Annotated in this window: 9 protein-coding genes; 2 read left to right on the top strand and 7 right to left on the bottom strand. The window is 32.3% G+C overall.

Going from position 1 to position 13,079, the window contains the following annotated elements; translation table 11 throughout:
- Window positions 1-40: 40 nt before the first annotated feature.
- Window positions 41-577: an RNA polymerase sigma factor gene (locus NO995_RS14795; protein ID WP_258228169.1), complete on the top strand. Its 537-nt coding sequence runs from the start codon at window positions 41-43 to the stop codon at window positions 575-577.
- 122 nt (window positions 578-699) lie between these two features.
- On the opposite strand, the gene NO995_RS14790 is transcribed toward NO995_RS14795, so the two are convergent.
- The 6 genes from NO995_RS14790 to NO995_RS14765 form a co-directional block, all read right to left on the bottom strand.
- Window positions 700-1,221, bottom strand: a complete 522-nt coding sequence (locus tag NO995_RS14790; RefSeq protein ID WP_258228168.1) for a DUF3347 domain-containing protein — start codon at window positions 1,219-1,221, stop codon at window positions 700-702.
- The gene (locus tag NO995_RS14785) at window positions 1,218-3,653 is read right to left on the bottom strand and encodes a zinc-dependent metalloprotease (RefSeq protein ID WP_258228167.1); all 2,436 of its coding nucleotides are present in this window, start codon (window positions 3,651-3,653) and stop codon (window positions 1,218-1,220) included. Before NO995_RS14785 ends, NO995_RS14790 begins: the two co-directional genes overlap by 4 nt.
- A gap of 2 nt (window positions 3,654-3,655) precedes the next feature.
- Window positions 3,656-5,080, bottom strand: a complete 1,425-nt coding sequence (locus NO995_RS14780; RefSeq protein ID WP_258228166.1) for a RagB/SusD family nutrient uptake outer membrane protein — start codon at window positions 5,078-5,080, stop codon at window positions 3,656-3,658.
- A 6-nt stretch (window positions 5,081-5,086) separates the two neighbouring features.
- A complete protein-coding gene (locus tag NO995_RS14775; protein WP_258228165.1) occupies window positions 5,087-8,725 on the bottom strand; it encodes a SusC/RagA family TonB-linked outer membrane protein in 3,639 nt (1,212 codons plus the stop codon).
- A 131-nt stretch (window positions 8,726-8,856) separates the two neighbouring features.
- The gene (locus tag NO995_RS14770) at window positions 8,857-9,996 is read right to left on the bottom strand and encodes a FecR family protein (RefSeq protein ID WP_258228164.1); all 1,140 of its coding nucleotides are present in this window, start codon (window positions 9,994-9,996) and stop codon (window positions 8,857-8,859) included.
- 178 nt (window positions 9,997-10,174) lie between these two features.
- On the bottom strand, window positions 10,175-10,750 hold the full coding sequence (locus tag NO995_RS14765; protein WP_258228163.1) for an RNA polymerase sigma factor: 576 nt from the start codon (window positions 10,748-10,750) through the stop codon (window positions 10,175-10,177).
- A gap of 202 nt (window positions 10,751-10,952) precedes the next feature.
- Between NO995_RS14765 and NO995_RS14760 the strand changes: the two genes are divergently transcribed.
- Window positions 10,953-11,399, top strand: coding sequence for a hypothetical protein (locus NO995_RS14760; RefSeq protein ID WP_258228162.1), 447 nt, complete (start codon window positions 10,953-10,955; stop codon window positions 11,397-11,399).
- 216 nt (window positions 11,400-11,615) lie between these two features.
- Here NO995_RS14760 and NO995_RS14755 read toward each other — a convergent pair whose 3' ends face one another.
- The gene (locus NO995_RS14755) at window positions 11,616-13,028 is read right to left on the bottom strand and encodes a TlpA disulfide reductase family protein (protein WP_258228161.1); all 1,413 of its coding nucleotides are present in this window, start codon (window positions 13,026-13,028) and stop codon (window positions 11,616-11,618) included.
- Window positions 13,029-13,079 lie beyond the last annotated feature (51 nt).

The raw sequence follows: 13,079 nt of genomic DNA, 5'->3' as shown, positions 1-13,079 counted from the left end.
TTCACATTTGCATAACATTCCCTAAGAACTAGTTATAATATTGAATAAAAAAGAAAACATAAACTTAGCTTTTGATGCTATTAAAAGTGGTAATCAAAAGGCTTTTGAAAAGCTTTATTCTGATTATTACAAAAAACTTTGTGTCTTTTTATTAGGGTATACAGATGACGAAAAAATCGTTGAAGATGTAGTACAGGATGTGTTCATAAAAATCTGGACTAACAGAAAAAAAATTAACATCACTTCATCATTAAATAGTTATTTATATAAGGCTACTTACACCTCTTTAATGATGAATTACAGAGAGTTAAAAAAAAACAACAATATGTTATCGTCTTACTATTACACGGCTCTAGTTCAAGCTTCTGACTCAGATGAAAATGCTGAAAATTCTCAATTAAAAAAATTAAAAGACTGCATTGACAATTTACCAGAAAGAAGTAGAGAAGTATTTCAAGAAAATAAAATTTCAGGATTGAAATATTCTGAAGTAGCTGAAAAATTAAATATTTCAATTAAAACTGTTGAAGGACATATTTCTAGAGCTTTGAGCTATATTCGAGAGTGTATGAACTAATTTGTACTCTTTCTGTTTTTATAATACTTCTCTTTATTTAATATAAAAAAACCGACGACAAAGTTTGCCGTCGGTAAAAGGACTAATTCATATTTTATATTTACCTTTTTATCGGTATCTTCTTATATACTTGCTTTTACTTCTCCGCAAGTCAGCATATTTTTTGGATAGTATGGATTTTTAATTTCTTTACTATCACTAAGCCACATAGCACCCGTCATCGGACAAACCTGAAGATTTAATTGTACATCTTCAGCTTTTAGCTTTTCAGCTATACTCCAAAATTTCGAAGACATTGTTTCAAAAACCTTACGTTGTTCATCTATGTTAGACGTTTCTTTTAAACCTGAATTAAGTTCTAAAATTTCCCTTCTGGTTTTAGTAGCTTCATTCATCTGGTCTAAGCTTAACTGTTTAAACTTAAACTGACTTAATGATTTTTCTAATTTTACAGAATTTGATATAACAGCCATATTATCTGATATTATAAGACTCTCCTTTATCGCTAAGTAATTAGCAGTTATCTCTCTTTTTAATACTTCTCGTTTTTCAACTAATTCAGGAGCTACCTCATCACTTGATGATAACTGAGCCTGAGCAATACTGCTAATACAAAATATTGCTATTACTAATACCTTTTTCATACTGTTACTTTATTAACTTTATTAATTAATTTTTCGATTTCTAATAAGATACTCTCATAATGAGATTTGTTAATTCCATCTTCTCGCTTCATTAGTTTATTTACCACATTTTTTAAGTTTAAAAGATGCTGCTTTCCATATAATCTAATATCACTACGTTGTGCAGTTGTCAAAGCTTTTCCTTCGGATGGAATAAGTAGTAATTCTAATTTTTCGATATAACTACGCTGAAGACTTCTTCTGTAAAAATCGAATTTTTCATCACCTGTAAAATTAACCCAAACCGTTTTCTGTAAATCATTTAAAAAATCTGAAACCGTATAAACATCTTCAAATTCAATGGATTTTTGATTTAAATTATACAGCATCCCTGGACTTAAAAGCATATTTAAAACCTGATTTTGCTGGTCTGATATCTGAGTTGCTGTTTTTAGTTCTATCAATTGCCCTATTTCCTGAGGATACATCCAAAGAGGCGCTTCAAATAACTGACTTCCTAAATAATCTATAGCTGCCTTTACATTTTGTTTAGGCACAGGCTTAAATACAACACCAGACTCATCAACTGTTCGTTTAGTTATATAGTTACTCCCAAAGTATTTTAAAACATGATACAAATATCTTGAATATTGACTTACAACAGCCTTGTGCATAGTTTCAAGGTTTTCGTAAGCGTCGTTTGGTTCGTAAGTCCATTCTATTAAATTAGGAACAACGCGTTTCAAATTCTTAATACCATACTCACTGGCCAAAACAGCATCATCACCAAGATCTTCTTTTTGGCTTCGAGGATCTTCATCTTTACCTTCACCCCCAAACCACAACTTCGGATTTTGCGTTAAGCTATCTGTTGTTAATTTACTCAACAATTCTTCTTCCTCAAAAGCATCTTTAGTTTCTGGGAAATAACTATAGCCCCATTTTATTGCCCATTTATCGTACATTCCAATACGAGGATAAATCCCTTTCGGACTAATATTATCTTCTGGTTGTGCCACATAATTAAAACGTGCGTAATCCATTATAGAAACAGTATGTCCATTAGCCTCAACCCATTTTTTATCTCTAAGTTTTTCTACTGGCGTTGCGCTACTAGCTCCCATATTATGACGTAAGCCTATGGTATGGCCTATTTCATGAGAAGACACAAAACGAATTAACTGTCCCATTAACTCATCATCTAAATGCATTTTACGTGCTCTTGGGTCTAATGGTCCGGCCTGAATCATGTACCAGTTTTGTACTAATTTCATAACATTATGAAACCACCCCACATGACTTTCTATAATTTCTCCACTTCTGGGATCGCTAACTCTTGGACCATAAGCATTAGGCGTTTCTGAGGCATAATAACGAACCACCGAATATCGAGCATCTTCCAAACTCATTGTAGGATCATCTTCCGGCCATTCTTTACCTATAATAGCATTTTTAAAACCAGCTGCTTCGAAAGCCTTTTGCCAGTCGTTTATTCCAGCTATTAAGTAAGGTCTCCATTTTTTAGGTGTAGCGGGATCTATATAATAAACAATTTGCTTTTTAGGCTCAACCAGCTCCCCGTTTTTATATTTTTCAAGATCTTCAGGTTTGGGCTCCAGACGGTAACGTTGTACTATATTTTTTTTTTGGGCTCTTTGCTGTTCGTCTCCGAACAATATATATTTATTCGCAAAGTAACCAACACGCTCATCAGCGAAACGTTTACGCATAGGCTCTTTTGGAAGCACAACAATGGAAGTATTAAATCTAATAGTTAAACTTTCTCCAGTAGCCGTAGCATTATTATAGGTTTTTGTCGTTTTAACTTCAATATTAATAGGGTATGCATTTATACTTTCTATATAAGACTTATCATCTGCCAAAGAATTTAATTTTTTATCCTTCTTCTCTTTACTTTCAACTGAGAATACTGAATTATCTTTTTTAAATGCATCGGTAACTTCAATAACAATATTCCCTGTCTCAGGATTAATAGCTTTAATAGGAAAAGCTAAAATTATTGGATTTTCATTACTACCTGCCAGCGCTTTTGCTAACATAGCATCAGGCGTTTTAACATCTTGTTTGTACTGTAATGACCTTAGGAATACATTATTATTAGGTCCCTTTTCAAAGTATATGGTTTGCTCATTCACTTTCTCTCCTCCATATCGTTTAAATCCTTCAGGAGTAGAAAGATATCTTGTTACAACCATCATATACCGGTTAAATAAACTGTCTGGTATTTGAAAGTAAAATTTTGAATCGACTTCGCTAACGGTAAATAAGCCTTCCTTTGTACTTGAATTATCGCTAATTAATTTGGTGTAAGACTGAAGCCCTTTTGTTTGAGTGCTATCTGTTTTCTTTTCTAAATCTGTTTGCTGTGCATAAACACACTGCTGCCCTGAAATTATCAGGACTAGCAGTATGTACACTAATTTGTTAATCATAATTAAAATGGTACTGTTTCGTTTGTATTTAATGTAAGGTTTGGATTTTTCATTAAAGCCGATAAAGGGAATGGTATAATATACAACCTCGAATCAGGCTGAAGCGTATACGTTTCCTGAGGTACGGTTTGATTTACTATAGGAAAAACTCTTGTTATTGTTTTAGCATATTCTGGTTCGTTATTTAATCGTTTAAGATCAAAGAATCGATGAAACCCAAAAAGCAACTCTTTTCTTCGTTCATTAACAACAAGTTCCATTGTTTCCTTTTTAGTTGAAGGCACTTGTAAATCGGTTGTTTCAGAAAGAATACGTTTTGCTCTTAAGGTATTTAATACCTCAACAGCTTCACTAAATTTATCATCCCTAGCATAACATTCTGCCAACATTAAATAAACCTCAGGTGTTTTCATTCCTACTGTTGGATTGAAATAATTTGTGTATCGCACATTCCAATAGGCCGTATTTGACCCGGCATCTAAAAACGATGTTGACGTTGTATTGAAAAACAAATTTAGACGTGCATCATCATCCCCAAATAATGTTTTTAATTCAGGACTTATAATGTAGCTGTAGGCATAATTTAATTCGTTATAGCCTGTCATGTACATATAACTAAGCACTTCTGGGTTATCTGCCGCTGGAACTGAAACCACACTTGGTCCACCTTGCTCATTATAAGCCACCATATCAAATATTTCATCATTGAATGTAAGAGACATTTCTGCTGCTTCCTGTGCTTCGGCAATCTCTCTTTTAAATAAATGAACCTTAGCTTTAAAAGCGTAAGCAAAAGCCAAAGACGGATGATAAACATCTAAAGGCACCTCTTGAATGTAAGGTAATGCATCTTCTATATCTTTTTGAATAAAGTCATAAACCTGAGCTACAGTAGATTTAACGGGTTGTGCTTCTAAATCAAATTTATCCATTATACAAATACCTCCATCGGTAGAAGCGGTCTCCGGATCGTAAGCTTTAGCATAAGTATTTACTAATAAAAAATGATCGAAAGCGCGGTAAATTTTAGCTTCCGCCTTTGCTAATCGCTTGGTATAGTCATCGCCATCACTATCATCAACAAGATCAATAATCGTATTCCATCGGTTTATATAGGAGTAAGCTTGATTATAAAAACTTGACCCCTTTAGTAAGGAAACACGGTCAGCAGTTTCATCAAACGTAAAATTGATTGTATTAATATTAGGAGTTTGACCAATAACATAAAACTCCCTTATCCATTGATCATCCACCAAATACTGAAAGTTATTTATAGGATAACCTCTATTGGGTAGAGAGACCATTTTATGAAAATCGGTAGCTGTTTCAATAACTAAAGCCCCCTTTGGTGTTACATCGGTATAATCTTCACATGAAGCGACAAACAGCACTAGTATTGGTAATATAAATTTATATATATGTTTCATAATTTTTTAAATGTTAAGGTTAAGACCTAGCAAAAAAGTTTTTGGTAATGGGATGCTTCGTGTACCTGAATTAGAGGCATAAACTTCCGGGTCAATTCGATTTCCTGCTGCACTCCAATACCAAAGGTTATTAACCTGGAAAGTGAATTTTGCTGATGAAAATTTGATTTTCTTTGCAAAAGCTTCTGGTAAATTATATCCCAATGAAATATTTCTAAGTTTTATATAATCGCCATCAATTACGTTGACATCCGAATTTCTCCACTGACTGCTTATGGTCCCTGCATAGTTTCTAACACTTTCATCAAAATCGACATACAAACGCGTATTACCATTTTGTTGTAAATCTGTATAACGATTAACAATATCTTGGTCGTTAACATCATCAGAACTCATATCGATAACATCTTTTCTCATGACGTTACCTCCTGAAAACACTAACAACATATTTAATTCAAATTGTTTGAATGAAAAATGCTGAGAGAAAGACCCTGTATAGGTTGGCATTAAACTTCCCTTATTTACAAGAGCATCAGGGTTCGTAATTGTTTTTATCGTATTAGATAAAGGATTTCCTTCTTCATCGAAAGTGATAGATGGTTCTCCATTTTCATCCAAAACATAAGGATAACCATTTATCATCCCTCCATATTTGTAAGCATATAAACTATTATACGTCTCTCCTTCTAAGAAATAATTAGTTGGAGAACTCACATATACAGAAGCATTAGACTGCTCTCTGGTTACTTTATCTACAGTAGTTTTATTAAATGCTAAAACTAAATTTGAACCCATTGAAAAACCGCCTTTTTTGTACCAATCTGAGCCTATACTAAACTCTACACCTTTGTTAAGTAAAGCTCCTGCATTTATTCTTCTTGTTAATGCTCCAACAGTTGGATCTAAATCGGTTGTTGCCAATAAATCTGAACTATATTTTCTATAAACATCAATACTTCCTCTTAATTTACTTTGCAATACACTAAAATCTAATCCTAAATTTGAAGAGGTTGTCTTTTCCCATCTTAACATTGGGTTTGGTTGTGCCGTAATATTTATGTACTGTAAAGACTGATAAAGTCTATCATTTCTCCAATTAGCCGTCACATAAGGTGTTGTTGTTTGGTCCACGTTACCGCTAACTCCGTGTGTTGCTCTTAGTTTTAAGGCATTTACCCAACTTACCGATTTCATAAAATTTTCATTAGTAATATTCCAACCTAATCCGGCAGACCATAACGGACGATTTTTATACTTTGAATCAACACCAAATAAATCTGCTCTATCAACACGATAACTTCCTGTTACATTATATTTATTTAAATACGTATAATTTAAGGTACTATAAACAGAAAAATAACGGTGTAATATTTCTTCCTGATTCCTTGATGGAGCAGATAATGTTTTGTTACGTCCGTATATATAACTATCAACCCCTGTTTGACTCAAATCTAATGTATTTATTGTGGCAGAACTTAGTGTTACCGGATCATATCCATAACGTAAACTTTCAATACTTCTAGGCACAGAGGTTTCTCTCATTTCAAAACCCGCTATAGCACTGACAAAATGCTTTCCCTCACCAAATTCCTGACTATAATCTAACTGATTTCTAAAAGAGTAGTTACTTGCTTGACTACTTAATTGTTTATAACGACCTCCTTCTGAAAAACCATCTAAATAAGTATAAGTATTGGTATCAGGATTATACCCTGTTAACGTATTTATGGCGTAGCGCATTTTATATGAGTCTGCACCATAAAATTGATCGCTATTGGTTCGAGCTGTTTCATATTGAAACTGAGAACTTACACTAAGGCCTTTCCATAATTTTGCTCTTAACTTAGCAAAGGCTCTTAAGTTTAGTGAATTTCTATGGGTAACACCTTCCTGAAGTGATTCCAATATATTAAAGGTTACAGGGTTAAACCCACTTAAACCTGCAATTTGAGAGGCTACCAAAGGATTTATAACACCACTTGAAGTAAACCCATCGCTAATACCCACAAAAGGCGAAATAACTAGATTTCCATTATCGTCTGTAATACGTTCGTAACGTTTTTGAATATTGAAATCATCGTAGCTGGAATCTGTAATATCGGCATTTCGAATAGTTCCATTAATCCCTACTGTTGCATCTAACCAGTTATTTAACTGATAACTGCTTTTTGCATAAAGGTTAAACGACTGGTCTTTATTATACTTTAATCGGTTGTCGGACTGGTCATAATTAAATGATACATAGGTATTTTGCTTATTGGAACTCCCTGAAAAAGAAACGTTGTAGCGCTGTCTAAATTCATTTTGCCATACATTTTTACGATAATCATTCAAATAATCATTATTTCTCCATTGAGCGATGGTATTATCGTAATCTGATTGCGAAAGAGTTCCGGTTTCCAAATCCCTGTTTAACTGATACAAAGGACTGTAATATTCGATATTACTGCTCCCAATCGTCCCATAACCATCAAACATGCTAGAAATATCACTGTACCTGTTACGTTCTCTTTCGTAAACAGCCTGCTCGAAATCTATTAAATCGCTGGTTGAAGCATAGTTTAAATCCTTAAGATTAGGTTTGGTTGAAATAAAAAAATCAGTATTTACACTCACTTTTAAATTACCCTTTCCTTTTTTAGTGGTTAATACAATTATTCCATTTGCTGCTCTTGATCCGTAAATAGAGGCCGCAGCAGCATCCTTAAGAACATTTACACTTTCTATATCGTAAGGATTAATTTGATCTAGAGTCAATTCAGTAGGCAAACCGTCAATAACAATAAGCGGGCTATATCCCACCTGCAACGATGAAAAAGTACCTATACCTCTTAAAATAGGAGTATCTGAAGATGCTCCATATGGATTCTTTTGATACATTAATCCCGCAACTCGACCTTCAAGGGCCGCTAAAAGGTCTGTATTAATATTCTGGTTTAACGTTTTTTGATCAATTTTTGAAACAGCACCTGTTAAATGGCTTCGGGTAATAGTTTTATATCCGGTTACAACCACCTCATCCATTTCTGTAATCTTTTCTTCAACAACCAACGTTAATTGTGTTTGACCATTAACAGAAAAAGACTTTTTTCCAATGGTTAAACCCGAGCACTCAATAATGCCATTTGAAGGTACATTTTCAATTGAAAAACGACCATCAAAATCACTTATACTAAATTTATTTGTTCCTAACACATGAACAGTAACTCCAGGAAAGGGCTCTTTATTAGTGTTTAAAACTATTCCCGTTACATTTATTAATTGAGCTGATAAATTATCAGATTTAGTAGATGTAACTACAATAGTTTTATTGGTAAGCGTATATTTCAAATTTTGATTTTTAAAAACGGCATCTAAAGCTTCTTTTAAGTTGGCATTTTTAAAATTAAGCGTTACAGGTTTAGAATCCTTTAGCAACTTCTGCGTATAAAGAACCTCATAATCAGCTTGCTTTGCTAATTCTTTTAAAGCTTTTTCAAGAGAGGCCTCATCAAAATTAACTGTTATATTTTGAGCATAAAGTAAACCGCTCAAAAACAGCATAAAACAAAGGGTAAAATTTCTTAAATAACGAGATTTAACTATCCTAGGAATATTATTCCAGGGGTTCAATTGAGGTGTTTTAAATTCTGAATTAAATTTCATACATTTACATGTGTTTTTAGTTAGACATTTGTGAAAAATATACTGGCTATAAACTCCTGACAACCAGAAGCAACGCAACTGCTTCTGGTTTTTTTATTTTTAAAGCCAGTATAAACCGGTAAACTTCAGATTTAAGGGTACACAATAATGGTACTCCCTTTAATCTCAAATTTTATATTGCTAAGCTCAAGTACCTTTAATACTTCAGACAAATTTTTATTCATAAAAGTTCCGCCGTTAAACTTCAAATCTGGTATATCTCCTTTGTATTCTACTTGAATATCATACCAACGTTCTAACTGGTTCATCACTGTTTTTAAATCGGCATTATCAAACTTAAATCTACCGTCTTTCCACGCCACCGCAGATTCGGCATCTACGTCGTTAACCAAAATAGCGCTTGAATTTTCGGTTACTTTGGCCTGCTGTCCAGGTTTTAAAATAGTTTTTTGATCTTTATATGAAACGGCGACACTTCCTTCTAATAAAGTTGTTTTTATAAACGATTCGTTTGTATATGCCTGAACATTAAAATGCGTTCCTAAAACTTGAATTGTTTGGTTTCCGGACTTAACCATGAATGGTTTAGTTTTGTCTTTTGCAACTTCGAAATACGCCTCACCTTCCAATTCTACAATCCTTTTACCCTCATTAAATTGTGTTGGATATTTTATAGATGATACGGCATTTAAATACACTTTTGTGCCATCTGCAAGCACAACATTATACTGCCCTCCTACTGGTGTCGATAGCGTATTATAAGTATTAAAGTTATGTTTATCGCTATTTAGTTTTGGGTTAATAACATACGTAATGAGTCCATTAGGGTTCATCTGAATAGTCACTTCTTCATTGTCTCCGTCATTGACAATTGAATCATTTACTTCAACATCGGCTAAAACAATTTGCTTTCCATTTGATAGTGTTAACACCCCCCTATTTCCTCCTGGAGTAAATTCTTTAATTTCTTCAGTTAATTGAATTTGAGAATCTGATGTTCTGTTAAAATAGTATAACCCTGTAGCCAACATTAAAGTAATTGATGCTGCCACGGCAACACGCTTCCAAAGATTAACTACCTTTGGTTCTTGTTTTATTGGTAGCTTCGCCCTTAAATACTTATAACTATTTTCCAATTGGTATTCATTCAGCCTCAATTTACTATTCGAGGCTTCAAATAAATACCATGCCTCCAACTTATCTTTCTCTGCATCAGATAAAGTCCCGTTACGATAATTTTTAAGTAAGGTTAAAATTTCAGTTTCAGTCATAATTAAACATAGAATTTCCTACTGTTTAATTATAAGACAGGCTAAATCAGGTTTTGTCATAGACAAAATCAAAAAAAATTAAAAAATTATTATTTTATTGTTAAATAAACCTTTTTTATTCGAAAGTTTAAGGCTTATAAGCGAAACAAATAAAACACTCAAATACAAACAATTACATTTAAATTTTAAACATTAAAATAACCAAAAAAGGGTTTATTTTCTCTTTTAATTTTTTTAATGCATTATATACCTGTTGTTTGGCAGTTTTATCAGAAATATTTAATTGATTGGCTATTTCATCATAAGACAACTCCTCTAGTTTTCTCAAAATGAAAATCTCGCGCATCTTTTTTGGAAGAGACTCTATTTCTTTAGCTATAATGTCTTGTAACTCCTCTTCTCTTTGATCTGTATCTGCAAAGGCATAGTCATTTTCCATGAAACCTGAAATTGAATCTGCGTATCGTAATACAACCTTTTCGTGTGCTATATGATTAAGTATTCTATTTTTTGTAGCCTTATACAAATATGACGATAGAGAGCCTTTAATATTTAATTCATTTCGTTTATTCCAAATAACCAAAAATACCTCTTGAATAATATCGTTTGCTTCATCCTGACTTTGTAAAATTTTATAGGCATGGTTTATTAAAAGTTTACAATACCTATTAAAAATTTCTGTGTAAGCCTGCTGATCATCCTTTTTAAGAAGATCTAAAAGTAATTGATCCGGATATTTGCTATAAACAGACAAGAAGGGAAAGAAATTAAATTAGCTAACAATATTAAACATTTTTTTAATCTATACAAAGAATGTAGGTTTAGTAATGAAATACTAGAGATTCCTTTAATAAAATTTTAAAACAAACTCTTTATATTAAATTTAAGCTCCAAACCAACTATTAAATGCTATTTTAGCGTCAATCTAACGTTAGCTTGACGCTAAATTTATTTAAATGAGATATTACATTTGTAACTATTGCTATAAAGAATTTGAACCTACAAGACGACGCGTTCAAAAATTTTGCTGTAACTCCTGCAGATCCAAAGCGCACAATGCGAAGAAATTAAAACAGTCAAAATTACCGACTACCAAAATTGAAAACACCAATGTTCCCACAAATATTAATCCTGAACAAACCAAAACGAAAGTAGAAGCTATGAGTGTACAAGGCGTAGCAAATGCAACTCTTGGAACTCTACTTGCAGATTGGATAAGACTGGGACTTACAAAAGATGTTAATCTACCTGCTACCAAAGGGGACTTAGTAGAATTGGTTAAGCATTTAACAAAGCGCTATCATAAAATTTTAAACCACCCGCAAAGACACGATGGTACCCTACCCTATTTTGACCTTCATACCAATACTATAATCTATTCATTTATACCGTTGGACAATTAACAAATCCTTTCAATAAACCTAGTTGGTATTCATCTGCTTTAAATAAAAATATAGTTAGAGATAAATACAGCTAGTATTCTTTCCTTAAAAAAAAGAGACTATCTTAAACTCTCTTTTTATAGAACATAAAAAAAGAGTTCGTAACCTACGAACTCTTTTTACCAACTAAACTCAACCAAAAAATTTAGACAACTTATTCTATTACAACAACCTCTTCTACAATTTACTATCTATTAGTTCAAATATTTTATTATTTGAAGGACGAGGAGCCTTTTTTGCTATCAAAGTTCCATCTCTATCAATCAAAATAAAATGAGGTATTCCGTTAACACCATAATCTTTATTTAATTGGGTTTCATATTGCCCTGTAGCTAGTTGAATACCTGTTAAAAAGTTATCCCCTTCTTTCTCCAGCATTTTTTTCCATGTTTCTATGTCATCATCTAAAGAAATACCTATAAAAACAATATTAGAGTCTTTATACTTTTCTTTTAATTTTTTTAAATCGGGCATTTCTTTTAGGCAAGGTCCGCACCATGTTGCCCATAAATCAATATAAACTAGTTTCCCTCTAAAATCACTTAATGAAATTTTATTGCCATCAATATCAGTTAATGTAAAATTGGGAGCTATATCTCCGTTTGAAAACATTTTATCTGACTTTACAAATGCTTTCCACCTTTCAAATAAAACACCTGAAGTAACATGCTCATTAATAATTTTAGTCAAATAGGGTTTAATCTCCGGATTTGTTGTTTTTCCATAATTTATAATAAAAATTGTATACAAATCATTCTTCATATACTCTGGATACGTCATACCACTTAATGCTTCCTCCATTTTTTTCTGATATTGCAATGAATTCGGATCATACCCTATTAATTTTTCTCTTAATTGAGAATTGTATTTACCTCTAGCAATCATTGCAAATTGATCACTTCCCATATAAGTTATTTTACTATCCTTGTCTAATTGATTATTATAATAGGTTTTAAAATATTCAGGAGTTATATCTGTATTATTAGGGACATAACGTTTATGATCATTAGGATAATAGTAAAACAAATAGTGTGCTTCAGAGAGTTCTTGTAGCTTTAAATATTCTATCAGCTGTTTGTTATCAACATTATTATCTACAACAAAATTATCAATCCAATCAAGAATACTCTCCATTCTAACATTTATATACTTTTCGAATTCCAACGGTATCTTTTGATAAATGTCTCTTTTATTAAGTAAAAAAAGACTATCTTTTTGTCTTTTATATTTAAACAAAAGCTCCGTATTTTCAATATTATCACCGGAAAGGGAAATGGCATCAAAAATATTTCTAGAAACAGGCTTAGATATATTTAATGTTAAATTGGTGTTATCATTAATATAAATTGGAAAAGACATACCATTTACAAGTAACCTATAAACACCTTCTGGGTCATCGTTTAAATCTACAGTATAATTACCTAAGGAATCCATTTGAATTTCATCCATATTCATACCATAGGCTATCCTAAAATCTTTTAACGGAATATCTACATTACCTTGAATTTTTTTCTGTTTTGGTGTATTAACACAACTAAAAGTTATAAACAACACAACCAATGAGACGTATCTAAACATATACTGTTTCATTTTCAATAAGAGATTAGCTCTTGAGCAACATGTTTCTCAAGAGCATTAGAT

The organism is Aestuariibaculum sp. M13, from assembly GCF_024723255.1.
Classification (GTDB): Bacteria; Bacteroidota; Bacteroidia; order Flavobacteriales; family Flavobacteriaceae; genus Aestuariibaculum; species Aestuariibaculum lutulentum.
This window is presented reverse-complemented; position numbering and strand designations above follow the sequence as displayed.

What these genes read in the sequence shown, in the direction of transcription:
- NO995_RS14790 (WP_258228168.1), bottom strand. Translation starts at nt 1,221, where the DNA reads ATGAAAAAGGTATTAGTAATAGCAATATTTTGTATTAGCAGTATTGCT.
- NO995_RS14785 (WP_258228167.1), bottom strand. Translation starts at nt 3,653, where the DNA reads ATGATTAACAAATTAGTGTACATACTGCTAGTCCTGATAATTTCAGGG.
- NO995_RS14780 (WP_258228166.1), bottom strand. Translation starts at nt 5,080, where the DNA reads ATGAAACATATATATAAATTTATATTACCAATACTAGTGCTGTTTGTC.
- NO995_RS14775 (WP_258228165.1), bottom strand. Translation starts at nt 8,725, where the DNA reads ATGAAATTTAATTCAGAATTTAAAACACCTCAATTGAACCCCTGGAAT.
- NO995_RS14770 (WP_258228164.1), bottom strand. Translation starts at nt 9,996, where the DNA reads ATGACTGAAACTGAAATTTTAACCTTACTTAAAAATTATCGTAACGGG.
- NO995_RS14760 (WP_258228162.1), top strand. Translation starts at nt 10,953, where the DNA reads ATGAGATATTACATTTGTAACTATTGCTATAAAGAATTTGAACCTACA.
- NO995_RS14755 (WP_258228161.1), bottom strand. Translation starts at nt 13,028, where the DNA reads ATGAAACAGTATATGTTTAGATACGTCTCATTGGTTGTGTTGTTTATA.